25 protein-coding genes and 1 pseudogene are annotated in these 21,611 nt (G+C 70.4%); 13 read left to right on the forward strand and 13 right to left on the reverse strand.

Annotated elements, in window-relative coordinates:
• Nucleotides 1-206, reverse strand: a pseudogene (locus MFF13_RS11830) (hypothetical protein); the annotation flags it as partial.
• 348 nt (nt 207-554) lie between these two features.
• Here MFF13_RS11830 and MFF13_RS11835 point away from each other — a divergent pair.
• On the forward strand, nt 555-716 hold the full coding sequence (locus MFF13_RS11835) for a hypothetical protein (protein ID WP_187273592.1): 162 nt from the start codon (nt 555-557) through the stop codon (nt 714-716).
• Between the two features lie 304 nt (nt 717-1,020).
• Here MFF13_RS11835 and MFF13_RS11840 read toward each other — a convergent pair whose 3' ends face one another.
• The 3 genes from MFF13_RS11840 to MFF13_RS11850 form a co-directional block, all read right to left on the reverse strand.
• The gene (locus MFF13_RS11840) at nt 1,021-2,064 is read right to left on the reverse strand and encodes a cytochrome-c peroxidase (RefSeq protein WP_147763820.1); all 1,044 of its coding nucleotides are present in this window, start codon (nt 2,062-2,064) and stop codon (nt 1,021-1,023) included.
• Between the two features lie 167 nt (nt 2,065-2,231).
• A complete protein-coding gene (locus MFF13_RS11845) occupies nt 2,232-2,807 on the reverse strand; it encodes a sigma-70 family RNA polymerase sigma factor (RefSeq protein ID WP_147753917.1) in 576 nt (191 codons plus the stop codon).
• Nucleotides 2,804-3,049 (reverse strand): NepR family anti-sigma factor, encoded by a 246-nt coding sequence (locus tag MFF13_RS11850; RefSeq protein ID WP_187273593.1) that lies wholly within the window; start codon nt 3,047-3,049, stop codon nt 2,804-2,806. The genes MFF13_RS11845 and MFF13_RS11850 overlap by 4 nt, the downstream gene beginning before the upstream one ends.
• 613 nt (nt 3,050-3,662) lie before the next feature.
• Here MFF13_RS11850 and MFF13_RS11855 point away from each other — a divergent pair.
• The 3 genes from MFF13_RS11855 to MFF13_RS11860 all read left to right on the forward strand — a co-directional run bounded on the left by MFF13_RS11855 (nt 3,663) and on the right by MFF13_RS11860 (nt 4,364).
• A complete protein-coding gene (locus MFF13_RS11855) occupies nt 3,663-3,821 on the forward strand; it encodes a hypothetical protein (RefSeq protein ID WP_187273594.1) in 159 nt (52 codons plus the stop codon).
• Nucleotides 3,822-3,942: 121 nt separating this feature from the next.
• Nucleotides 3,943-4,155, forward strand: a complete 213-nt coding sequence (locus tag MFF13_RS26565) for a transposase (protein ID WP_187273595.1) — start codon at nt 3,943-3,945, stop codon at nt 4,153-4,155.
• On the forward strand, nt 4,152-4,364 hold the full coding sequence (locus MFF13_RS11860; protein ID WP_147828382.1) for a hypothetical protein: 213 nt from the start codon (nt 4,152-4,154) through the stop codon (nt 4,362-4,364). Before MFF13_RS26565 ends, MFF13_RS11860 begins: the two co-directional genes overlap by 4 nt.
• A gap of 155 nt (nt 4,365-4,519) precedes the next feature.
• Here the strand turns inward: MFF13_RS11860 and MFF13_RS11865 are convergent, their stop codons facing one another.
• From MFF13_RS11865 to MFF13_RS11880, 4 genes are all read right to left on the reverse strand, one after another.
• Complete coding sequence (locus tag MFF13_RS11865) at nt 4,520-4,819, reverse strand: hypothetical protein (protein WP_147828383.1); 300 nt, start codon at nt 4,817-4,819, stop codon at nt 4,520-4,522.
• Between the two features lie 81 nt (nt 4,820-4,900).
• The gene (gene accC, locus MFF13_RS11870; protein WP_147828384.1) at nt 4,901-6,253 is read right to left on the reverse strand and encodes an acetyl-CoA carboxylase biotin carboxylase subunit; all 1,353 of its coding nucleotides are present in this window, start codon (nt 6,251-6,253) and stop codon (nt 4,901-4,903) included.
• A 113-nt stretch (nt 6,254-6,366) separates the two neighbouring features.
• On the reverse strand, nt 6,367-6,834 hold the full coding sequence (accB, locus tag MFF13_RS11875) for an acetyl-CoA carboxylase biotin carboxyl carrier protein (protein WP_147763823.1): 468 nt from the start codon (nt 6,832-6,834) through the stop codon (nt 6,367-6,369).
• Nucleotides 6,835-6,976: 142 nt separating this feature from the next.
• Nucleotides 6,977-7,780 carry a DsbA family protein gene (locus MFF13_RS11880; RefSeq protein WP_373322523.1) on the reverse strand — a complete coding sequence of 268 codons (804 nt, stop codon included), beginning with the start codon at nt 7,778-7,780 and terminating at the stop codon, nt 6,977-6,979.
• Nucleotides 7,781-7,934: 154 nt separating this feature from the next.
• On the opposite strand from MFF13_RS11880, the gene MFF13_RS11885 reads away from it, so the two are divergent.
• From MFF13_RS11885 to MFF13_RS11900, 4 genes are all read left to right on the forward strand, one after another.
• On the forward strand, nt 7,935-8,591 hold the full coding sequence (locus MFF13_RS11885) for a DUF1345 domain-containing protein (protein WP_147761700.1): 657 nt from the start codon (nt 7,935-7,937) through the stop codon (nt 8,589-8,591).
• An 87-nt stretch (nt 8,592-8,678) separates the two neighbouring features.
• Complete coding sequence (locus tag MFF13_RS11890; RefSeq protein WP_147761720.1) at nt 8,679-8,951, forward strand: BrnT family toxin; 273 nt, start codon at nt 8,679-8,681, stop codon at nt 8,949-8,951.
• Nucleotides 8,917-9,231 carry a BrnA antitoxin family protein gene (locus MFF13_RS11895; protein WP_238272232.1) on the forward strand — a complete coding sequence of 105 codons (315 nt, stop codon included), beginning with the start codon at nt 8,917-8,919 and terminating at the stop codon, nt 9,229-9,231. Before MFF13_RS11890 ends, MFF13_RS11895 begins: the two co-directional genes overlap by 35 nt.
• Nucleotides 9,232-9,301: 70 nt before the next feature.
• Nucleotides 9,302-10,456, forward strand: a complete 1,155-nt coding sequence (locus MFF13_RS11900) for a pyridoxal phosphate-dependent aminotransferase (RefSeq protein WP_147761698.1) — start codon at nt 9,302-9,304, stop codon at nt 10,454-10,456.
• Between the two features lie 37 nt (nt 10,457-10,493).
• Here MFF13_RS11900 and MFF13_RS11905 read toward each other — a convergent pair whose 3' ends face one another.
• A complete protein-coding gene (locus MFF13_RS11905; RefSeq protein ID WP_147761697.1) occupies nt 10,494-11,753 on the reverse strand; it encodes a methyl-accepting chemotaxis protein in 1,260 nt (419 codons plus the stop codon).
• A 247-nt stretch (nt 11,754-12,000) separates the two neighbouring features.
• On the reverse strand, nt 12,001-15,096 hold the full coding sequence (locus MFF13_RS11910) for an Rne/Rng family ribonuclease (RefSeq protein WP_238272233.1): 3,096 nt from the start codon (nt 15,094-15,096) through the stop codon (nt 12,001-12,003).
• A gap of 753 nt (nt 15,097-15,849) precedes the next feature.
• Between MFF13_RS11910 and MFF13_RS26385 the strand changes: the two genes are divergently transcribed.
• On the forward strand, nt 15,850-15,978 hold the full coding sequence (locus MFF13_RS26385) for a hypothetical protein (RefSeq protein WP_281406900.1): 129 nt from the start codon (nt 15,850-15,852) through the stop codon (nt 15,976-15,978).
• Nucleotides 15,979-16,156: 178 nt separating this feature from the next.
• Entirely contained in the window at nt 16,157-16,771 is a 615-nt protein-coding gene (locus tag MFF13_RS11915) for a ParB-like protein (RefSeq protein ID WP_147828389.1), read from the forward strand.
• A gap of 18 nt (nt 16,772-16,789) precedes the next feature.
• Here MFF13_RS11915 and MFF13_RS11920 read toward each other — a convergent pair whose 3' ends face one another.
• Nucleotides 16,790-17,170: a PRC-barrel domain-containing protein gene (locus tag MFF13_RS11920; protein ID WP_238272234.1), complete on the reverse strand. Its 381-nt coding sequence runs from the start codon at nt 17,168-17,170 to the stop codon at nt 16,790-16,792.
• A gap of 118 nt (nt 17,171-17,288) precedes the next feature.
• Here MFF13_RS11920 and mepA point away from each other — a divergent pair, with 118 nt between their 5' ends.
• On the forward strand, nt 17,289-18,218 hold the full coding sequence (mepA, locus tag MFF13_RS11925; RefSeq protein WP_147761692.1) for a penicillin-insensitive murein endopeptidase: 930 nt from the start codon (nt 17,289-17,291) through the stop codon (nt 18,216-18,218).
• Between the two features lie 116 nt (nt 18,219-18,334).
• Here the strand turns inward: mepA and MFF13_RS11930 are convergent, their stop codons facing one another.
• Nucleotides 18,335-18,631 carry a hypothetical protein gene (locus MFF13_RS11930; protein WP_238272235.1) on the reverse strand — a complete coding sequence of 99 codons (297 nt, stop codon included), beginning with the start codon at nt 18,629-18,631 and terminating at the stop codon, nt 18,335-18,337.
• Between the two features lie 62 nt (nt 18,632-18,693).
• On the reverse strand, nt 18,694-19,596 hold the full coding sequence (locus MFF13_RS11935) for a LysR family transcriptional regulator (protein WP_238272236.1): 903 nt from the start codon (nt 19,594-19,596) through the stop codon (nt 18,694-18,696).
• 170 nt (nt 19,597-19,766) lie between these two features.
• Between MFF13_RS11935 and MFF13_RS11940 the strand changes: the two genes are divergently transcribed.
• Entirely contained in the window at nt 19,767-20,711 is a 945-nt protein-coding gene (locus MFF13_RS11940; RefSeq protein ID WP_147761689.1) for an ABC transporter substrate-binding protein, read from the forward strand.
• Nucleotide 20,712: 1 nt separating this feature from the next.
• Complete coding sequence (locus tag MFF13_RS11945) at nt 20,713-21,606, forward strand: ABC transporter permease (RefSeq protein ID WP_147828394.1); 894 nt, start codon at nt 20,713-20,715, stop codon at nt 21,604-21,606.
• Nucleotides 21,607-21,611 lie beyond the last annotated feature (5 nt).

The raw sequence follows: 21,611 nt of genomic DNA on the forward strand, positions 1-21,611 counted from the left end.
GCGTTCAGGAGTGCCGTACCGAGGGGGGTGCCCTCGGCGAGGCAGCCGAACATCAGGCACAGGATCGACAGGCCGACGAGCCATTCGAAATCAAGGCAGAGCACCTGTTCGAGGCCGCGGGGCTGGCCGGCGACGTCGAAGGCGCAGAACCACTTCACGTGGGCGCTGGCCTCGCTGCTGGCCAGAACGATCGCCGGGAGGGCCATGGCGCCGGCAAGAAACGGAGAAGAACAGCGCCACTCGGAAAACCGCATCGAAGCCTCGCACCGACCCGCCAGAACAGTCCCCACGCCTGCATTTAGGACTAAGCCGATCGACTTCGCCAAGGGTTTGTTAACATCCATGTCGAAAAGGTTAACGCTGTGGGAAGCGTGTAGAACTGGCTGTACGCGATCTCAGTCGAGACGGCTCGCCCCGGCAACGCGGCATTCAGCATGGGCCGTGATTCCGCCGGGCGCCCCCGCCCCGGCAAGACTTCGCTCAGTGTTCGCCGGTCATCGTGCCCGGGCCGGATGACCACGTCGCCGGCCGGACCCAGCGCGAGGACGCGACGGATGATCGGTTTGACAAGTGTGGTCAGTCTCGGGGCCGGGATCGGTCTCGCCGCGTTCGCGCCCCGGGCGGGCCTGCGCGCCCACGCCTTCGAGTCCTGCGGCGGCCTGCTGCTGGTGGCCGGCCTCGCGCTGCTCGGCTCGGGGCTACCACTGTTCCGCTAGAGCATTTTCCGTGATCTCTGGATCACAGAAAATGCTCTAACCTGCTGTGTGGTCGCATTTTCTTCACGCGAGCCGGCATCCACCTCGCTTGAAAATGCTTTAGCGCGGGGCGTCGTGCGAACCGTCATCCATCCCGCTTGAAGATGCTCAGCGCCGTCGTGGACGACGCGCTGCGTCAACGCCCGGTTCGAGAAAGACTTATACCGAGTCTCAAGGGTAGGAACCCATGAGGTCCGGCGGATTGCCGCCGCCCCGCAGTCGCGGGGGCCAGACCTCGATGAGTCGGGCTCATCGAGGTCTGGTATTACGGCCGCGGTGCGGCCTCGGTCAGATCCGCCAGGGCGGGTCCGGTCCCGGGCTCGGAGTTCAGCGTGCGCAGGAAAGCCAGCAGGTCGGCCTTCTCGTCCGCGCTCAGGTTGAGCGGGCGGATCTCCGGCGAGCGGCTCGGCCGGTCGATGCCGCCCCGGTCGTAGAGGTCGATCACCGCCTCCAGCGCCGCGATCGACCCGTCGTGCATGTAGGCGCCGCGGCCCGCGACCTCGCGCAGGCCCGGGGTCTTGAAGGCGTAGCGCAGGACCTGCGAGTTCGTGACGAAGCGCCCGCGGCCGAGGTCGGCGCCGACGGCCGTGCCGATGTCGTGGAAGGAGCCGTCGGTGAAGGCCCAGCCGCCGTGGCAGGCGGCGCAGTTCGCCCGGCCGTTGAACAGGTCGAAGCCGCGCTTGGCCGCGACCGGGATCGCCGCCTCGTCGCCGGCGATCCAACGGTCGAACGGGCTGGCGCCGGACACGATGAGGCGCTGGAAGGTGGCGAGCGCCGCCTCGATCCGCGCCTTGGTCACGCCCGGGTCGGCATAGGCCTCCTTGAAGGCGGCGACGTAGGCGGCATCCGCCGAGAGGCGGGCCACGGCGTCCTCGACCGGCAAGCCCATGTTGCCGGGGGCGCTGATCGGCACGAACGCGACGCTTTCCAGATCGCGGAACTTGCCGTCCCAGCCGAGCCGGCCCTCCTGCCAGGCGAGGTTGAGCAGGGTCGGGGTGCGCAGGTCCGTGTCGGAATCGGCGCGGGTCGGCGCGCGCCGGCGCCCGTCCGCCCAGGCGAGGTCGGGCAGGTGGCAGGTCACGCAGGCGCGGTCGCGGTCGGCCGAGAGGATCGGGTCGAAGAACAGTTTTCGGCCGAGAACGGCCTTGGCCCGGCTGTAGGGGTTTTCGTCGGGGAACGGGATCGTCGCCGGAGCGGCATAGGTCGCGCGCCAGGCGGCGCGCTGCGCCACCCCTGAATCGGTCGCCGACCCGGTGACCGCGCCGAGCATCGCAATTGCGGTGACTCCACCGCCGAGCTTCCATCGCATCCCTGAGCTCCTAGGGAGCGTACCTACGACGCGAAATCTTGCTGATCCGTGAAGGTTTCGTTCCGATTTCACGCCGTCACGGTCACATGACGCCGGAAAAGCCAGCCCAGGACAATAAACCTCAGCAACGACTTGGCAACCTGGTGCTCGAAACCCTGACGATGCTTTCAGCCGGCCTGGAGCGCGGCGCGGGTATGGGCGTCGGCGCCGACGTCGCCGGCGCCGTCCATGCCGAGGGTTTCGATCAGCCGTCCCCGTGCGCGGCTGACCCGGCTCTTGATCGTGCCGACGGCGACGCCGCAGATTTCGGCGGCCTCCTCGTAGGTGAAGCTCTGGGCGCCCACGAGCACCAGCGCCTCCCGCTGGGCGAGGGGCAGCAGGTTCAACGCGCTCTGGAACGCCCGCATCTCCACGCGGACCTCCTGCTCGGGCAGGCTCGTCAGCCGCCCGGCATGGCTGCCGTCGGCATCCTCGACCTCGCGCTTGCGCTTGCGCTGCTCGGAATAGAACAGGTTGCGCAGGATCGTGAACAGCCAAGCGGTCAGGTTGGTCCCGCGGCGGAAGCTCTCGGCCTTGGTCCAGGCGCGCATCAGCGTGTCCTGCACGAGGTCGTCGGTGCGGTCGAAATCGTAGGTCAACGAGAACGCGAAGGCGCGCAGCGCGGGAATCGCGCCGAGCAGGAGGTCGCGCATCTCGGAATCGGCGCCGGCGGGCGTTCCGACGGGGGCACAGGCCTGGATCATCGCGCCGACTCCTTTTCCGACCGAGCCGCCAACTCCGCGACGAGCGCCTCGAACCGCTCGGGGATCGGCTGGGCGAGCAGGCCCGCGTAGAGCACCCGCAGGCTGCGCCCGATCCGCCGCCGGGTCTCGGCGTCGAGCCGGCCATCGCCGCGCGGCCGCCGTTCGGACGCCCGAACCACGACGACCTCGGGCGGGCGCACGATCGTCCTGTCGGCACCGCGTTCGTCGGGGATGTCCTGCATCGTCGGCCGTCCTCGCAAAGCGGGGCGACGCCTCGCGACCCCACCGCCCGCGGACGACCGGAAACGGCCCTCAGGCCACCGGTTCTCCGCGGACGCAGGGTCCGTCGCCGTCGCTACGGGTGCTAGGGCCGGACGGTTTAATCAAGTCTGAAAACGGCATTCACCTAGAATTCATCGCCATAGATCTCGATACCATCTTATGGTCAAGCTGATGACTTTGTCAATCTGTATGATATCCTCGATCTGGATACATCTTGTTACATTCGAATGTTCGAAACCTGACGGTTTGAACTATGTGGGGATGGGATGGCTCTTCCCTCCCCTTCAGCGGAGGAGCGCGATCACGGCTTCGCTCCACGCTGTTATTACGGGGATGCGCAGTAGAGCTTGGAATCTGGAACCGTAGCTTGCGCTTCAGTGGGTACCGTGAGTGGTCCTGGATCCCTGTATCTTGAGGTGGCTGCTGTAGAGGAGCGGAGCAGGCGCAGCTCGGTGGATCCCCGATCTGCTGCATGATCGCAGTCCGGCGCGGCCGCGCCTGCTCGATAGCCCTCGATCGAACAGGCTTGGGCCCCGCCCGGCTGGCGGCGAGCCTGCATGCCGGACCGGTCCCATGGCTGAAGTGCTGGACGCCGGGCTGATCGCCCGCTTTGTTCGGGCCATGCTCGATGCGATCCGCCCGCTGCCCGACGCCGCCGCCCGTGCGCTCAAGCGCTGTCCACCCGGCGCCAGCAGCTGGTGGCCATGCGCGGGGTCGAAAACACCCGCCTGAAGCAGGCGCGCGAACCGGCCGTGATCGCAAGCCATCGCGCCTGCATCGCGGACCTCGATTGGGGCCTACGCGGCCATCGAGGCGGAGCTGGACGCCCGCAATCCAGGTCGATGCCGAGTGCGTGGTCGCGCATCGCCTGCTGCGCTCGATCCCGGGCGTCGGCGCGCGCGTGGCGGCCGTGCCGATCTACGACCTAGCCGAGCTCAGACAGCGCGACCGCAAGAGCATCGTCAGCCTAGCGGGCTTGGCCCCGCATGTCAGCCAATCCAGCCACGCTCCGCCCCGCGACCATGATCGGCGGCAGCCGGTTCTGCGTGCGCGGCGCTGTACATGAGCGCCCTCGTGGCGGCGCGCCACGACCCGGCCTTCACGACCGCCGACCGAGCCCTGTGCGATCAGACCAAGCCGGCCAAGCTGGACCTGCGCGCCGTCGCACGCCGCATCATCGTCACCGCCAACGCTCACTCGCGCGATTCCTACACCAGCACAACAAACTGGGGTGATGACGGTGAGGATGTGAAAGCCAAAACAAGACGCGCATGAAGCGGATCGCTCTGAGGGCGAGCCAAGATGGCGCTTCGCATTCCCCGGCGCGTTCGAAAATCCCGGTCGGCTCGCACGAGCACGAGGGTCTCGATACGAAAAAGGCCGGCGCCCTCACGGGAACCGGCCTCTCGATCCGCGAACGAACCGGTGCGTCAGCGGGCGGGGCCGCCCGCGGTTCCGCCGGCGTTCGGGGCCATCTTGTTGGTCTGATCGACGTTGCCACCCTTGGCCGAGTCGGCGCCGGGCGCCATGCCCATCTCTTCGGCCGGGCGGGTGACGGTGCTGCCGGTGGTCGCCGCGCCGTCGGCACCCGGCGCCACGTCGCGGGGGCCGCCGGTGGTCTGGCCCGCCTGCGGGACCGCGCGCGAAGGCTGGCCGACGTTGCCGGCATCCTGGGCGAGGGCGGGGGCGGCGACGAGGGCGCCGATCACGGCGAGGGCTGCGAGGCGCATGAGAATTCGTTCCGGTTGCGTGCGATGGGATCGAGCAACGGATGGTGGACGCTTCGGTTCCGGTCTCGCTTCGTCGCCTGCTCAGGCGTCGAGGCCGCCGGCTTCCAGGAATTGCTCCAGCCAGTGAATGTCGTAGGCGCCGTTCTGGACGTCGGCGTTGCGCACGAGGGTGCGGAATAGCGGCAGCGTGGTGTCGACGCCGTCGATGACGAACTCGTCCAGCGCCCGGCGCAGGCGCATCAGGCACTCGTTGCGGGTGCGGCCGTGGACGATGAGCTTGCCGATCAGCGAGTCGTAGTTCGGCGGCACGCGGTAGCCCTGGAAGGCGGCCGAGTCGACGCGGACGCCGAGGCCGCCGGGCGGGTGGTAGTAGGTGATCAGGCCGGGCGAGGGCCGGAAGGTCGCCGGATGCTCGGCGTTGATCCGGCACTCGATGGCGTGGCCCTCGACCCGGATGTCGTCCTGCGTCACCGACAGGGCGCCGCCGGCCGCGACCCGGATCTGCTCGATCACGAGGTCGATACCGGTGATCATCTCGGTGACCGGGTGCTCGACCTGGATGCGCGTGTTCATCTCGATGAAGTAGAACCGCCCGTCTTCATAAAGGAACTCGACGGTGCCGGCGCCGAGGTAGCCGAGCTTGCGCATCGCGTCGGCGCAGATCTCGCCGATCTCGCCCCGCATCTCGGCATTGAGCGCGGGCGAGCCGCCCTCCTCCCAGACCTTCTGGTGGCGACGCTGCAGCGAGCAGTCGCGCTCGGCCAGATGCACCGCGCCGCCACGGCCGTCGCCGAGCACCTGCACCTCGATGTGGCGCGGCTTGGTGAGGTACTTCTCCAGGTAGACCGCGTCGTCGCCGAAGGCCGCCTTGGCCTCGGAGCGGGCCATGCCCAGCGCCTGCTCCAGCTCGCCTTCCGAGCGCGCCACCTTCATGCCGCGCCCGCCGCCGCCGGCCGCCGCCTTGACCAGCACCGGGTAGCCGATCTCGGCGGCGACCCGCTTGGCCTCCACCGGGTCCTCGATGCCGCCGTCGGAGCCGGGCACGCAGGGAATGCCGAGCTTGAGCGCGGTGCGCTTGGCTTCGATCTTGTCGCCCATGATCCGGATGTGCTCGGCCTTCGGGCCGATGAAGCCGATCTCGTGATGGGCCAGCACCTCGGCGAAGCGCGCATTCTCTGAGAGGAAGCCGTAGCCGGGATGGACCGCGTCGGCACCGGTGATCTCGCAAGCCGCGATGATCGAGGGGATGTTGAGGTAGCTGTCGCGGGCGGCGGGCGGGCCGATGCAGACGCTCTCGTCGGCCAGCCGCACGTGCATCGCGTCGGCGTCGGCGGTCGAGTGCACCGCCACGGTCTTGATGCCGAGCTCCTTCGACGCCCGGAGGATGCGAAGCGCGATCTCGCCGCGGTTGGCGATCAGGATCTTGTCGAACATGGCAGGGGCGTTTTCCAGCGAAGTGTGCGCGGTTCGCGTGACGAGAGCGGGGCCTTCGCCGACGGCGGCGCGGATGGCGGGCTGACGAACGCCCTCGGCTCCTCCGCGCTCGGCTACTCGATGACGAGGAGGGCTTCGCCGTACTCGACCGGCTGCCCGTCCTCGACGAAGACCGCGGCCACCGTGCCGGCGCGGGGCGCGACGATCTCGTTGAAGGTCTTCATCGCCTCGATCAGGAGCAGCTTGTCGCCGACCTCGACCCTGGAGCCGACCTCGACGAAGGCCTTCGCCTCGGGCGAGGGGCGCAGGTACGCGGTGCCGACCATCGGCGAGGGCACGGCGCCGGGATGGGTCTTGCCACGCTCGGGCACGGCGCCGGGGCCGGCAGGAAGCGGCTGGGGTGCCGCCGGGAGCGCCATGGCCGCCGGCGCGGCGACCTGGACGTTCACCGGCTCGATCCGGCGGACGACGCGGATGCGGAGATCCCCCTTCTCGACCTCGATCTCGGACAAGCCGGTCTCGGTGACGAGGTTGGCGAGCTCGCGGACGAGATCGGCATCGATGGGGTCGTGCTTGGACATCGGGCCTGTCTTCTGGGGACTGAACCTGGGATGGCGGATGGCGGCCGCGCCTGCGCCGTTCCGCCGGCGCGGCCGCGGACCCCGATCCCGCGAAGGCGCCGGTCTTAGACGAAGGCGCGCGTTCGCGACACCCCGTCGCGCGTCAGCAGGAGGCGTGACCGCACTGGCGGACGTCGGCGATGGTCTTGCGGATCGGCTCGACGCCGACCGCGCCGGGGATGATCTCGTCGCCGATGATGAAGGCCGGGGTGCCCGAGAGGCCGAGCTTGTCGCCCAGGCCCCGGTTCTCGGTGAGTGCGGCCTTCACCTCGGGCCCTTGCGCGTCCTTCTGCAGCTTGGCCATGTCGAGGCCCATCGCCTTGGCGACGTCGAGGGCCTTGGCGCCGTTCACGCGGCCCTTGGACTCGAGCAGCTTCTGGTGGAACTCGAACAGCTTGTCGCCCTTGAGCTGCTGCTTGGCGGCAAGCGCGATCTGGCTGGCCTCCTGCGATTCCGGGCCGAGCACCGGGAAGTCCTTGATCACCACCCGCAGCTTCGGGTCGGCCTTGATCAGCGCCTGCACGTCGCCCAGAGCCTTGCGGCAATAGCCGCAATTGTAGTCGAAGAACTCGATCATCGTGACGTCGCCGGCCGGGTTTCCGGCGACCACGTCGTGCGGGCTGTCGAGCAGCGCCTTCTGCGATTCCTTGAGGGCCGCGGCCTGGGCGAGGCGCTGGGTCTCGACCTGGCGCTTCTCGCCCTCGGCGATCGCCTCCTGCAGCACGTCCGGGTTCTTGATCAGGTAGTCCTTGACGATCGCCTCTATGCCGGCGCGCTGCGCGTCGGTGAAGGGCGCGGCCGGCGCGGTCTGCGCCAGCGCCGGGCCCGCGAGGGCGAGGGGCAGGGCGAGGGGCAGGGACAGCATCGCCGCGAGGCAGGAGGCCGAGAGCAAACGGGGGAGAAGCATACGTCCTCGCTGGGCGGGCGCGGCGGGCAGGCCGAGCCGGGGCATGGTCGATCCGGTATCGATCGGGTTAGGCGTTTTCACGGCGGCGGGTCAAATCCCCGGATCGAATCCGGTTTTGCACGATGCGTCATTTCTCCTGCGAGGCGTCACGTCGATGATCGATCCCCTCCGGGCCTTCCGGCTCCGCCCGCGCCTGCTCGCGGCCTTCGGCATCATGGCCGCCTGCGCGCTGCTGGTCCCGGGGCCGGACCTCGTCACGCGCCTGCTCGCAGGCTGGTGCGCCGGGATCGTGGCCTACGCCGTTCTGATCGTCCGCCAATCGACCGGGCAGTCCCGTGACGCCCTGCGCCTGCAGGCCTCGCGCCTCGACGACAGCGCGGCCCTGGTCACCGTGTTCACCCTGCTCGCGGCCGCGGCGAGCTTCGCCGCGGTCGGCGTGTTGGTGCTCGGCGGCAAGGCGAGCGGGGCGGGCAAGGTCTTCGACCTGACGCTCGCCGGCGCGACGGTGCTGTGCACCTGGTCCTTCGTGCAGCTCGTCTTCTCGGTCCACTACGCCCACGTCTACTACGGCGACGACGCGCCGGGCGAACGCCGCGGCGGCCTCGACTTCCACGGCGACGAGGACCCGGACTTCTGGGACTTCCTGTACTTCACCGTCACCATCGGCGCGGCGGCGGCGACCTCGGACACCAACATCACCAGCAAGCGCATGCGCCGCATCGCGACGGTGCAGACGGTCTACGCCTACCTGTTTAACACCGGCGTGCTGGCCCTCGCCGTGAACATGGCGGCGGGGTTCGTTGGGCATTGAGGATGTTGGGCGATCCGGGCGATGCTCCCGAATCGTCGGCGCGCCGTTTCGTCATCGCCGGCCGCATTTGATGGCGCTACAAATATTATGGCGATCACCTTCGATCCCGCGAAGCGAGATTGGACGCTCCGTGAGAGAGCCCTCGATTTCGCAGCTGCCGCGACCGTCCTCGCCGGCTCCTGCGTCAGCTTCGAAGACGATCGCCAGGATTATGGCGCGACGCGCATCATCACGATCGGGACGCTCGCGAGCCGGATGGTCGTGGTCGGCTGGACCCTGCGTGGCGACGACGAGCATGTCTTTTCGATGAGGAAGGCCAATGACCGTGAGCAAAAGAAATATGGTCCCGCCCTCCGCTGACGGCATCGGGCAAACGGACCTTGCGCGGCTCGATGCCCACGTGATCCAGGCGAGCGAGTATGACGAGATTCCCGAGATTACCGACGCCATGATGGCGCGCGCAGTGCCCGGCTCGGGCCACGACATCGCGCGCCGCGGGCGTGGGCGTCCGAAATCCGAGGCTCCGAAGCGGCAGGTGACGTTGCGCCTCGACGGCGACGTGATCGCGGCGATGCGCGCTAGCGGGCAGGGCTGGCAGGCGCGGGCCAACGCCGTGCTCCGCGAACGCTTCAAGGCGTAGCGCCACGGCGACAGGTCCTGCGGGCCGTTCGAGGGCTGACCGGCGGCCGCGGCCCGCGTATAAGCGTCGGATGATCCCGATCTCCCGCCGTGCCGCCGCCGTCGCGCCCTTCCTCGCCATGGACGTGATGGTCGCCGCCGCCACAAAGGCGCGGGCCGGGGAGGACGTGGTGCGGATGGAGGTCGGCCAGCCCTCGGCGCCGGCGCCTCGGGCGGTGATCGCCGCCGCGCAGCGGGCGCTGGAAGGCGGCCGCGTGCCCTACACCGAGGCCCTGGGGCTGCCGGCCCTGCGCGAGCGCATCGCGCAGGATTACCGCGAACGCCACGGGGTCGCGGTGCCGCCGGAGCGTGTGGTGGTGACCACCGGTTCGTCCGCCGGCTTCATCCTGGCCTTCCTGAGCCTGTTCGACGCCGGCGCCCGGGTCGGCGTGCCGCAGCCGGGCTATCCGGCCTATCACAACATCCTCTCGGCCCTCGACCTGGTGCCGGTGCCGATGCGCCTGAGCGCCGCCGACCGCTACGCCCCGACCGCCGCGCTGCTTCAGGCGACGCATGCGGCACATGCCCTGTCCGGCGTGCTGGTGATGAGCCCGGCCAACCCCTCCGGCACGGTGATCGGTGAGGCGGCGCTCGCCGAACTCTGCGCGGCGGCGCGGGCGCTCGGCCTACCCTTCGTCTCCGACGAGATCTATCACGGCCTCGGCTACGGCGTGCCGACGACGACCGCGCTCCGGTTCGACTCGGATGCGATCGTCATCAACTCGTTCTCGAAGTACCATTGCATGACCGGCTGGCGGGTCGGCTGGATGGTGGTGCCCGACGCCCTCGTGCGCCCGATCGAGCGGCTGGCGCAGCACCTCTACATCTCGGCGCCCTACCTCTCGCAGGTCGGCGCGCTGGCGGCCTTCGATGCCACCGAGGAGCTCGACGCCGTGCGCGACGGCTACGCCCGCAACCGCGCGATCCTGCTCGATGCGTTCCCCGGAATCGGCCTCGGGCGCACGCATCCCGTGGACGGCGCCTTCTACCTTTACGCGGATGTGGCGAACCTCACCAACGACGCCTCCGCCTTCTGCCGGCGGATGCTCGACGAGGCCGGCGTGGCGGCCACCCCCGGCCTCGACTTCGACCGGGAGGCCGGCCACCACCACGTCCGGTTCTCCTTCGCCGGCTCGGAAGCCGAGTGCCGGGAGGCGGTGCGGCGCCTGCGCACTTGGCTGGCGTGATGCCGCTCAGGCTCGTCCGACCCGGCGCCTGATACGTTCAGGCTGCCAGGACGGCCGCGTCGGCGGCCGCTGCAGCTGCGAGGGTCGTCGCGGTCGCCGCGTCGAAGGCCTGGAACGCGACGGTCGCGGCGTCCCAATCCTGAACCTTCACGCCGGCGCAAAGCGCTGCCGCCTGGGCGGCGGCGGCGATGACTCCGGCGCGGACGTTTGCGGGCAGGATCGGGTCGGCGACGATCGCCATCATGCCGGTATGGGGCACGACGCCGACCAGCACCGAAGCGAGCCGGCGCTTCCAGGCGGCGCAGTCGGCCGGCAGCCGGGCGAGGGCCACGGCCAGGGGGTCGCCGTCCAAGCGGTCGAGCAGGGTGCGGCTCATCGCTTCGAGCGCCTCGAGCTCGCCGATCGCGTCCTTGATCTCACCGCGCGACTTCTCTGTGCCGGCGGCGATGCGGCCGACGTTGGAGGCGATCTCGCCGGTGGCGGCGATCTGCTGCTCCATCACCTCGGCCAGGGCCCGCATCTCGGAAGCCGCCTCGGCGACCGCGGCGCTCTCGGCCTCGACGCGGGCGTTGGCGCGGTCCATCACCTCGGAGCCGGCCGCCACCGCGGCCCGGCTGTGGCCGACGGCCGCGTGCATGGCCGACAGCTCGGTCTGAAGCGCGGAAAGCCGCGCGCGGATCTCGTCGGTCGCCCGGGCGGTCTGGCCCGACAGCGCCTTCACCTCGCCGGCGACCACGGCGAAGCCTCGGCCCGCCTCGCCGGCGCGCGCCGCCTCGATGGTGGCGTTGAGCGCGAGCAGGTTGGTCTGAGCCGAGATCGAGGCGATCGCGGTCGCCATCTCTTCGATCCGACGCGCAGCCGCGGCGAATCCGTCGAGGCGCCCGCCGATCTCCGACGTGCCGGCCTGGATCTCCTGCATCCGCTCGCCGGCCCGGCGCATGTCGCCAGCGCAGATCGCGATGCCCTCGCGGGCCCGCTCGGCCGTCTCGGCCGAGGTCTGCGACCGGGCGGCGATCTCGCTGGTCGAGGCGGCGAGTTCCTCGCTCGCGGCCGCGATCAGGCGGGCCTGGTCGGCGACCTGTGCGGAATCGTGGGTGAGCCAGCCGATCGAGGTTCCGGCCGACGAAGCCGCGGCCGACAGGCGGCCGGGCAGGCGCAGCGCTTCGGGGTCGGCGGGCGGCACGGAGACGGGCTTGATGGCCTGCTCGGGCGCCTCGGCGGTGCAGTCGAGACCGCCGGGAGCCACAACCGAGAGGGCCGGCGTTTCAATCCTGGCTTTGCGGAAGAAGCTCAACATCGATTGCGTTCCTTGGGACAGGACTGCAACCTGGAATGGAATAGGTCAATACGGAGTTTATACCGCACACGTTTGTACACAAACAGAGCGATTTCAATCCGTCGGTGATGTCGAGATCGTCATTTGCGCCGCACCCGATGTCTCGGAGACCTCATTGCCGTCGCCGGCGAAGCGAGGCCCTGGGTTCGTTGGAACCCAGGGCCTCGTCTCAGTCGGCCGGCTTCGTTTCAGCCGGCCTTGCGCCGGTTCATTCGCCAGTCAGCGCGGCCTTGGTGCGCGACCACCAGCCGGCACGCTTCGGCCGGTCGGGATCGGACGGCTCGCTGAGCACCACCGCCACCGGCTCCGGCGCGCGCACCGGAGCGGGCGCCGGGGACGCCGGCTCGACCATGGGCTCGGGGGCCGCTTCGGTCGCAACCGGCGACGGCGGCGGGGCGTCGGGGGAAGATGTCTCGGCGGGGCTCGACACCGGCAGGTCGATCGCGGTCTCGGCGGGAGGCGTCGCCGCGGCGATCGCCGCCTCGACGGCCTCGGCGCTCACCGGCTGCTCCGGCTGCAGTTCGGCGACCGGGTCGCCGCCTGCCTCCTGCGACGCGTCGAAGTCGGACGCGGCCCCCTCGGACGCGACGGCGTCGCCACCATCCCGGCCGCGGCCCTCGGCGCGGCCGCGGCCGCCCCGACGTCCGCGGCGCCGGCGGCGTCCGCCGGCATCCTCGTCGCCCTCGGCCGGCGCGGCCTCCCGGGCCGGCGCCTCCACGGCTTCGGGGTCTCCGGTTTCTGCGAGTTCGCCCTCCGCCTCGTCGTCGGCCGACCCCTCGCCTTCTCCGTCGCCCTGCTCCGAACCGGCCTCCGCGCCGCGCTCGGCCTCGCCGCCCTCGGAGCGACCGCCGCCGCGCTTGCGCCGGCGGCGCCGGCGACGGCGCTGGCCGTCGCCCTCATCCGATTTCTCCGAACGCTCGGCTCCAACCTCGCGACCGTCGTCGGCCTCGTCGCCCTCGGCGTCGGTCTCGCCCAAGACCTCCGGGCCGGCGGCGTCCTCGAGGGTTTCGTCCTCGATCTCCTCGAAGGTGTCGTCCTCCTCGATCTCGGAGGTCGGCGAGATCGCGGTGGCGCGGATTCCGGTGATCGGACCCTCGGCGCGCTGGGCCGGCTCGCCGCGATCCAGCTGGTAGGCGGTGGTGGCCCCCAGCCGCTCGTCGGCGGCGATGGTCACGGTGACGCCGAAGCGCATCTCGAGCTCGTGCAGGTGCCCGCGCTTCTGGTTGAGGATGTACAGCGCCACCTCGGTGCGGGTGCGCAGGATCAGGTTGTGGCTCGCCGACTTGAGCAGCGCCTCCTCGATCGCCCGCAGGATGTGCAGCGCGACCGATGCGGTGGCGCGCACGAAGCCGGAGCCGCCGCAATGCACGCACGGCACCGACGAGGATTCGAGCACGCCGGTGCGGATGCGCTGGCGGCTCATCTCCATCAGGCCAAAGGGCGAAATGCGGCCGACCTGGATGCGGGCGCGGTCGTTCTTCAGGCAGTCGTTGAGCTTCTTCTCGACGGCGCGGTTGTTGCGCTTCTCCTCCATGTCGATGAAGTCGATCACCACGAGGCCGGCGAGGTCGCGCAGGCGTAGCTGGCGGGCGACCTCCTCGGCCGCCTCCATGTTGGTGCGAAGCGCCGTGTCCTCGATGTCGTGCTCGCGGGTCGAGCGACCGGAGTTCACGTCGATCGAGACCAGGGCCTCGGTCGGGTTGATCACGAGATAGCCGCCGGACTTCAGCGTCACGTGGGTCGAGAACATCGCGTCGAGCTGCTGCTCGACGCCGTGGCGGGCGAAAATCGGCGTTGCGTCGCGGTAGGGCTTCACCACCTTTGCGGATTGCGGCATCAGCATGCGCATGAAGTCGCGCGCCTCGGCATAGGCCGCCTCACCCGAGACCAGCACCTCGTCGAGGTCCTTGTTGTAGAGGTCGCGGATCGCGCGCTTGATCAGCGAGCCCTCCTCGTAGACCAGAGCGGGCGCGGTCGAGGACAGGGTCAGCGCGCGCACGCTCTCCCACAGACGCATCAGGTATTCGAAGTCGCGCTTGATCTCCGGCATCGTGCGCGAGGCGCCGGCCGTGCGCAGGATCACGCCCATGCCGTCGGGCACCTCCAGCGCCTGGGCGGTCTCCTTGAGGCGCTTGCGGTCGGCGGCCGAGGTGATCTTGCGGGAGATCCCGCCGCCGCGGCCGGTGTTCGGCATCAGCACCGAGTAACGGCCGGCGAGCGACAGATAGGTGGTGAGCGCCGCGCCCTTGGTGCCGCGCTCTTCCTTGACGACCTGGACCAGGATGATCTGGCGGCGCTTGATCACCTCCTGGATCTTGTAGTGGCGGCGGTGGCTGCGCGGACGCTCGGGTAGCTCGCCGAGCGCGTCGCCGTTGCCGCCGACCTGCGAGATCTTCGGCTCGGCGTCGGGATCCTCGTCGCCCTCGTCCTCGTCGGACTCCTCGTCGTCGCCGTCCTCTTCGTCCTCGTCGTCGGAATCGTCGTCCTCGTCCTCGTCTTCATCCTCGTCGGATTCGTCCTCGGACGCCGTCGGCGCCTCGGCGACGGTCAGTCCCTGGGCCACGGCGACGATCGCCTCAGGGCGCGGGGCGTCGTCGGCGGTCTCCCCGTCCTGGGCCTCGTGCTCATGCGCCTCGCCGGCAGGCTCGTCGGCATCCGGCTCGGGCAAGACGGCGGAGGCGTCGCTGCCCGGCGCGATCGCGCCCTCGGGCCGGTCCTGGTCCACATGCGCCTCGGCGACGTGATCGTCGCCGGCATGGGCTTCGTGGGCATGGGCCTCAGCGGCCTGCGTGTCGTGGGACTGCGCGTCGTGATGCGCTTCGCCGGCCGGGGCATCATGCCCGTCCGCACGGGCGGCCTCGTGCGACGCGTCATGCTCCTGCGCGACGTCCTCGGCGCTCACGGTCTCGTCGAGCTTGGCGGCGGAGGCCTCGGCCCGGCGCCCGCGGACGCGGCGGCCGTTGCTGCGCGGCGACTTGCGGCGGCGTTCCTCGCGCTCGCGGTGCTCTTCCGCGTCGCGCGCCTCGTCCTCGAGCAGCGCCTGCCGGTCGGCGAGCGGGATTTGGTAGTAGTCGGGGTGGATCTCTGAGAAGGCGAGGAAGCCGTGGCGGTTGCCGCCGTACTCGACGAAGGCGGCCTGGAGCGAGGGCTCCACGCGCGTCACCTTGGCGAGATAGATGTTGCCGCGAAGCTGGCGCCGGTTGGCCGCCTCGAAGTCGAATTCCTCAACCCTAGAACCGTGAACCGTGACGACCCGGGTCTCTTCCGGATGCATCGCGTCGATGAGCATCTTGTTGTTGGCCATGACGAACTTTCGACATGGCGGCGGACGTCGCTCTCCTGGGCCCGTGTCCCGGTGGAGCCTCGCCCGGCCTGAAGGCCGTCAGGGAGAGGGCTCGCGCCGGCCTCGAAACCGAGGCCGCGGGGCTTGAACTGAAGGGATTGCCGTCAACCGCCGCTCGGCGCGCGCTTCCGCTGCGCCTGGGGTTGAACCTGATCGGGGGGACGGACGGATCGGCGCGACGCGCATCGCGCACGCTGACGGCACGGGCAACGGCAATCGATGCTGTGCCTCCGTCCATCTGTATTCCCGACCTCGCGAAAACCATCTCGACCGTCCCGTGATGACGAGGCGACCGCGAATTCCATGATAACCCATGCGCCGGGACAAAACCCGTCGCGTGTGCAGAGCCCCGGCCGTCCAGGGCCGCAACGGCGGAGAATCGTCGCCGCCGCGGGCACGCCGTCGCCCGATGGCGGGCCGCGACGCACGAACGATCCCGTGAGGATCGGACAGGGCCAGCCATCATTACAGATCGTCGCAGGGATTTGGCAAGGCCGAGCTGGAATCGCCCGCCAAGCGCCTGCGGGGCGGCGCCCGTTTCAAACCGGCCGGCGTGTTCGCGGGCGGGAGGCCAGGGCGCCGATGTCGCGCCCGACACCCACAATCTTGCCGGCTTTGGGGCGCGGACTGCCGGTCCTGCGGTTGCACGGGCGGCGATCCGCCGAGCCCGCTCGACGACCCTCTTCGATTCCCTCAGATGGAGTGCGCGAGCCCTTGTTGAAAACCATCGCCCTGGTCGTCTCGGTCGCCGCCTTCCTCGCGCTCCGGGCCTTCGTGAAATTCCTGCTGCTCCCGTTCCGCGCCCTGCGGAACCTCCGGAAGGACAGCCCGATCTCGACCTAAGCTCCGCTTGGCCGACGGCCCTCGCAGAACCGCTCGTCGCAGAACCGCCCGTCGAAGGGCCGCGGGCGGCTATCGGAACCGTGAACGGCGGGGCGCCGATCGTGCCTTCCGGCGTGGGCTGGAATCATGACAGATCGCCGCGGGGGCCTGAAGGCTCGGCGGTGGGAATACCGAATCGATGGCCAACCGTGAGCCGGTGCTGGCGCCCGTCCCGATCGCGGACCTGCGCCCGACGCAGATGACGGTGGGCTACCGGGAGGTCGCCGAGAAGCGCCGGCGCTGGCGCGACTATGACGACAACAAGCGCGCCGCCTTCCTGGGGGCGCACATGGTGCCGACGCTGCTCGGGCCGAAGAAGCACCACTACGTCATCGATCACCACCATTTGTCCCGCGCCCTGCTGGAAGAGGGCGTCGAGAGCGTGCTCGTGACCATAGTCGCGGACCTGCACCACCTCGACAAGGACGCGTTCTGGACGGTGTGCGACCACAAATCGTGGGTGCACCCCTACGATGCCGAGGGCGTGCGCGCCGGGTTCAAGGATATCCCCAAGGCGATGGCGGACCTCGCCGACGACCCCTACCGGAGCCTGGCCGGAGAGCTGCGCCGGGCCGGGGGCTTCGCCAAGGACACGACGCCGTTCAGCGAGTTCCTCTGGGCCGACTACCTCCGTCGCCACGTCAAGGCCAAGCGCATCGAGAACGACTTTTCGGCGGCGCTGGAGGAGGCGATGGCCTTGGCCAAGGCGTCCGAGACGAGCTACCTCCCCGGCTGGTGCGGCCCGACCGCATAGCGGCGCTCGGCCCTTGCGTCACAGGCCCCAATACGGCGCCGCGTTGTAGTAGCGGTGGACCCGCTCCTCCCAGGCGTGGTCTTCGGCCGGGTCGGTGCCCTCGGGCGAGCGCGGCGGGGCGTCGCGCAGTTGCGCCTCGGTGACGTCGACGACGTAGGCGTCGTGCTCGGGCGAGAAGCGGAGCACCGCCCAGGGCAGCGTATGGAAGCCCTCGCCGAGCCCGAGGAAGCCGCCGAAGCTCATCACCGCGTAGGCGACCTGGCCCGAGCGCTTGTCGAGCATCAGCCGCTCGATCCGTCCGACCTTGGTGCCGTCCGGCCGGCGCACGTCGGTGCCGACGACGCGGTCGTGGGCGATCAGGCTGCGGGCCTGTTCAGAGGTATCCGGCGTGGGTGTCACGATGCGGCCTCCGGTTCGTTCGGCCCGCGCGACGGCGGGCCTGCCCGAAAAACGCCCCGGCGGCGGGCGACGTTCCGATCCTCGACGGGCGACCGCCGGACCGGATACACAGACCCGCATGCACACGCGCCGCCTCGCCCTCTCCGCCGCCCTCGTCCTTTCGTCGGCCCTCGCTTCGCCCGCCCACGCACAGGACAAGGGGACCCTCAACCCCAAACCCCTGCCGCCGCTGGAGAATCCCGACGCGCCCTCGACGCCGGCCAAGGCGCTGTTCGGGCGGGTGACCGGCCCGGCCTCCGGCCCCGCCCACGCCTACGGCTCCTACGCCAAGGGCTGTTTCTCGGGCGGCGCGGCGCTGCCGATCGACGGGGCGACGTGGCAGGTGATGCGCCTGTCGCGCAACCGGAACTGGGGCACGCCCTACCTCGTCGACTTCCTGGAGCGGCTGGCGGCCAAGGCGCCGCGGGTCGGCTGGCCGGGCCTGCTCGTCGGCGACATGTCGCAGCCGCGCGGCGGTCCGATGCTCACCGGCCACGCCTCGCACCAGCTCGGGCTCGACGCCGACGTGTGGCTCACCCCGATGCCGGACCGGCGCATGACGCGGGCGGAGCGCGAGGAGACCTCGGCCACCGACATGGTGCGGCCCGACCGCCTCGACATCGACCCCGACACCTGGACGCCGGAGCGGCTGAGCCTGATCCGCCTCACCGCCGAGCAGCCGGAGGTGGCGCGCATCTTCGTCAACCCGGCGATCAAGAAGGCCCTGTGCCGGGAGGCGGACGGCAGCCGCGGCTGGCTGCGCAAGGTGCGCCCGATGTACGGGCACAATTACCACTACCATATCCGCCTCGCCTGCCCGGACGGTCAGGATTCCTGCGGCGACCAGGCCGCCCCGCCGCCCGGCGACGGCTGCGGCGAGGAGCTCGCCTACTGGTTCAGCGACGCGATCCTCCACCCCCGCCCCCCGAAGACCAAGCCGAAGCCACGCCCGCCGATGACCATGGCGGCCCTGCCGGCCGAGTGCCGGATGGTGCTGAAGGCGCGCTGAAGGCGAAGGTTCGCAGGCGGACGGCGCACGCCATCACCCCACCCTGAGGTGCGGACGCGAAGCGGGCGCCTCAGGATGTGGTGGTGGGTTGGACGATGGGTCGGCGGCCCGTCGGATTACGAAAGCCCCTCTCCCGGCGTCGGCTCGGCCGCGGCGGCGCCGGGCTCCGGGGCGGGGGCGGGCGGCGCGGCCGGGGGCTGGTCGACGAGAGTGCCGATCAGGTCGAGGAGCGCCCGGTGCTCGGGGCCGCCGGCGCCGGCGCGCAGGAAGGCGCCGACGGGGGTCTCGGAGGTGCGGCCGCCGGACGACGCGTTCGGCTCGTGCAGGATGGCGACCTCGGCGCCGTCCGCGCGGCGGAGCCACCAGCGGTCGCCGTTCTCGCTGGCGTGGATCAGGCGTCGATCGGTCTTCATGGGGGCGCTGTCCTGGTTGGCACGGACGGAGAAGTCGGCGGGCGCGGTTTCGCTCCCGTACCTCAGGCGCCTGCCTGCCGCCGGTCGAGGCTGTGGGTGAGCTGGTCTGCGAACTTCGCCGCCGCGACGGAGAGCAGGCGCCCGCGCAGCTGCCCGAGGATCATCACCATCGGGTCGAGGTCGCGCGCGTCGATCGGGCGGCTGGCGAGGCGCGGGTCGTCGGGGATGCCGCTCGGCACCTGGAGGCTCACGGCCTCCTCGCGCAGAACGAGGTTGCGCAGGAACTCGAGCGAGCTCGACTCGACCCCCGGCCCGAGCGGCACGCCCTTCCGCGCCAGGGCCTGCTCCAGGTGTAGGCGGATCGCCAGCGACCGGTCGGGCAGGGCCATCGCATGGGCGAGGCAGTCGCGCAGGCGCACCGGCCCGGCCTCCCGGGCGAGGGGATGGCCGGCCCGCATCAGCGCGCAGAGCGGCTGGCGGCAGGAATACAGCACGTGCAGGTCGGCGGAGGGCGGCGGCTGCAACACCAGGGCTAGGTCGGCCTCGAAGGCGGTCAGCGCCGCCACCGCCTGGACGTGGTCGCGCACCTGCACCGTGAACCCGACCTGCGGAAACCGCTCGCGGTAGGCCTGGACCTCCTCCGGCACCACCTGCGTGACGAAGGCCTGGCTGCAGGCCAGCGCCACGTGCCCGCGCCGGACCCCGGAGAGGTCGGCGATCTGCGAGCGCACACGCTCGAGGTCGGCGAGCTGGTCGCGCACGTGCCGGACCAGCAGCTCGCCGGCCGCGTTGAGCCGCATCCCCTGCGCCAGCCGCTCGAAGATCGGCGTGCCGAGTTCGTACTCGATGTCCTGGACTTGGCGCGTCAGCGCCGAGGGGGCGATGTTGAGGCGCTCGGCCGCCCGGCGGATCGAGCCGCTGCGGGCGATTTCGGCGATGCAGGCCAGCGTCCGGGTGTGCTTCATCGCAGATCCCCGCCTCGGGCGCGCTTCGGACGGCCCATACCAACCAGCTAGACCGCCTGTTGCCGAAATCGCAACAGCCCCATCCCGATTGAGCACTCGTTAGCAACGGCAGGGGGATCTACGCTTCGTACCGTCGCCGTTCCCCGCCTCGCCGGCCTCGGAGTGAAGCCATGATCGCCCGCCGCACCCTCCTTGCCGGCCTCGGGGCCGGGCTCGTCTCGGCGCCCTTCGTGGCCCGCGCCGCCGCGCCGGTGACGATCCGCATGGGCTCGCTCAAGCTGATCCATTCGATCGCGCCATACTTCTACGAGCGCTTTACGCCGGCTGGCTACGTGGTCGAGGTGATCCCGTTCGAGAGCCCGACCGAGTGCAAGAACGCGGTGGTCACCAAGTCGGTGGATTTCGGCACCTTCGGCATCGCCTCGGCGACCCTGGGCGCGGCCGCCGGCGAGCCGCTAACGGTGATCGCCTCGACCTGCAACGGCGGCATGGCGATCATCTCCAAGAAGGATTCCGACGTCCGCGCGGTCAAGGACCTCAGGGGCAAGCGCGTCGCCCTGTGGCCCGGCTCGACGCAGGAGGTGTTCGCCCTCGAGCGCATGCGCATGGAGGGGCTCTCGATCAAGGACATCGTGCCGGTGCGCATCTCGTTCTCGGAGATGCACATCGCCTTGGCGCGCGGCGACATCGACGCCTATGTCGGCGCCGAGCCGGCCCCCGGCGTCAGCCTGTCGAGCGGCGTCGGCCAGCTCGTCGAGTACCCCTACGGCACCGAAATGGGCTCGCTCAACATGGTGTTCGGCACCCATCGCGACACGATCGCGGGCAAGCCCGACCTCGTCCGCACCATGCTGGAAATCCACCGCAAGGGCACCGAGTTCGCCGCCAAGAACCGCGACGCGATGATCGACATGGCGGTGATGAAGCTCGGCCAGAAGCGAGAGGCTTTGGTGGTCTCGGCTCCCAACGTCGACCTGACGTGGAAGCTCGGCCCGGACGAGGTGAAGAAGGCCGAGGCCTACGCCCGGCACATGCTCGCCCTCAAGCAGATCAAGCGCCTGCCGGAGCCGGGCTTCGTCGACACCACGTTCGTCGACGCGATGCGGGACGCGTGACATGAGCGCGACGACGGCGACGGAGGCGGACGTGGCCGCCGCGGGCGACGCGGCGCTCCCCCTCTCCCGCACCGGAGAGGGCACCCGCGTTCCACGCCGTCGCACCAAGGACATCCTGCAGCGCATCAAGGGCGCCGCCCTCGCGCTGGCCCTGCCCCTCGCGCTCGCCCTCGTCTGGCACCTCGCCACGGTCGGGAAACCCTACAGCCTGATCCCGCCGCCGGCCGAGGTCTGGACCGAGATGCGCGACCTCGCCGTCGGCGGCGTCAACGACGACGCGTTCAGCGGCACGCTGTGGACGCATCTCGCGGCTTCGCTCGCCCGCGTCTTCGGCGGGTTCGCGCTCGCGGCGGCAGCCGCCCTGCCGCTCGGGCTGTTGATCGGCCGGGTGCCGCTGATGCGGGCGCTCCTCGACCCGACCTTTCAGATCCTGCGGCCGGTGCCCGTCACCGCCTGGCTGCCGCTGGCGATGATCCTGTTCGGGCTCGGGCCGCGCTCAGCCTACTTCCTGGTGTTCCTCGGAGCGTTCTACCCGATCCTCGTCAACACGATCTTCGGCGTGCGCGCGGTCGAGCCCCGGCTGTTCGAGGCCGCCGCCATGCTCGGCTGCACCGGCCCGGCACAGTTCGCCCGCGTGGTTCTGCCCGCCGCCCTCCCATCGATCTTCAGCGGGTTGCGCCTCGGCCTCGGCTTCGCCTGGGTGGTCATCGTCGTCGGCGAGATGACCGGCGTCCAGACGGGCCTCGGCGCGATCATCATGGAGGCGCGCCAGCTCTCGCGCACCGAGATCGTCATCTGCGGCATGGTGGTGATCGGCGTCGCCGGGTTCATCTCCGACCGGATCGTCATGGAGATCGGTCGCCGCCTGCTCTCGTGGAGCCCCGCGCATGGTTGAATCCG

Source organism: Methylobacterium cerastii, assembly GCF_022179125.1.
Lineage (GTDB): Bacteria > Pseudomonadota > Alphaproteobacteria > Rhizobiales > Beijerinckiaceae > Methylobacterium > Methylobacterium cerastii.

Bases quoted from the DNA above. Each gene is read 5' to 3' on its own strand.
- MFF13_RS11865 (WP_147828383.1), bottom strand. From the start codon at position 4,819: ATGCGCCTCGCAGCCCTCGCCGTGATCGGCGCCCTCGTCGCCGCCCCC.
- MFF13_RS11850 (WP_187273593.1), bottom strand. From the start codon at position 3,049: ATGCAGGACATCCCCGACGAACGCGGTGCCGACAGGACGATCGTGCGC.
- accB (WP_147763823.1), bottom strand. From the start codon at position 6,834: ATGTCCAAGCACGACCCCATCGATGCCGATCTCGTCCGCGAGCTCGCC.
- MFF13_RS11910 (WP_238272233.1), bottom strand. From the start codon at position 15,096: ATGGCCAACAACAAGATGCTCATCGACGCGATGCATCCGGAAGAGACC.
- MFF13_RS11905 (WP_147761697.1), bottom strand. From the start codon at position 11,753: ATGTTGAGCTTCTTCCGCAAAGCCAGGATTGAAACGCCGGCCCTCTCG.
- MFF13_RS11935 (WP_238272236.1), bottom strand. From the start codon at position 19,596: ATGAAGCACACCCGGACGCTGGCCTGCATCGCCGAAATCGCCCGCAGC.
- MFF13_RS11915 (WP_147828389.1), top strand. From the start codon at position 16,157: ATGGCCAACCGTGAGCCGGTGCTGGCGCCCGTCCCGATCGCGGACCTG.
- MFF13_RS11835 (WP_187273592.1), top strand. From the start codon at position 555: ATGATCGGTTTGACAAGTGTGGTCAGTCTCGGGGCCGGGATCGGTCTC.
- MFF13_RS11860 (WP_147828382.1), top strand. From the start codon at position 4,152: ATGAGCGCCCTCGTGGCGGCGCGCCACGACCCGGCCTTCACGACCGCC.
- MFF13_RS11845 (WP_147753917.1), bottom strand. From the start codon at position 2,807: ATGATCCAGGCCTGTGCCCCCGTCGGAACGCCCGCCGGCGCCGATTCC.
- MFF13_RS11940 (WP_147761689.1), top strand. From the start codon at position 19,767: ATGATCGCCCGCCGCACCCTCCTTGCCGGCCTCGGGGCCGGGCTCGTC.
- mepA (WP_147761692.1), top strand. From the start codon at position 17,289: ATGCACACGCGCCGCCTCGCCCTCTCCGCCGCCCTCGTCCTTTCGTCG.
- MFF13_RS11945 (WP_147828394.1), top strand. From the start codon at position 20,713: ATGAGCGCGACGACGGCGACGGAGGCGGACGTGGCCGCCGCGGGCGAC.
- MFF13_RS11900 (WP_147761698.1), top strand. From the start codon at position 9,302: ATGATCCCGATCTCCCGCCGTGCCGCCGCCGTCGCGCCCTTCCTCGCC.
- MFF13_RS11840 (WP_147763820.1), bottom strand. From the start codon at position 2,064: ATGCGATGGAAGCTCGGCGGTGGAGTCACCGCAATTGCGATGCTCGGC.
- MFF13_RS11890 (WP_147761720.1), top strand. From the start codon at position 8,679: ATGGCGATCACCTTCGATCCCGCGAAGCGAGATTGGACGCTCCGTGAG.
- MFF13_RS11885 (WP_147761700.1), top strand. From the start codon at position 7,935: ATGATCGATCCCCTCCGGGCCTTCCGGCTCCGCCCGCGCCTGCTCGCG.
- MFF13_RS11930 (WP_238272235.1), bottom strand. From the start codon at position 18,631: ATGAAGACCGATCGACGCCTGATCCACGCCAGCGAGAACGGCGACCGC.
- MFF13_RS11855 (WP_187273594.1), top strand. From the start codon at position 3,663: ATGGCTGAAGTGCTGGACGCCGGGCTGATCGCCCGCTTTGTTCGGGCC.
- accC (WP_147828384.1), bottom strand. From the start codon at position 6,253: ATGTTCGACAAGATCCTGATCGCCAACCGCGGCGAGATCGCGCTTCGC.
- MFF13_RS11880 (WP_373322523.1), bottom strand. From the start codon at position 7,780: ATGCTTCTCCCCCGTTTGCTCTCGGCCTCCTGCCTCGCGGCGATGCTG.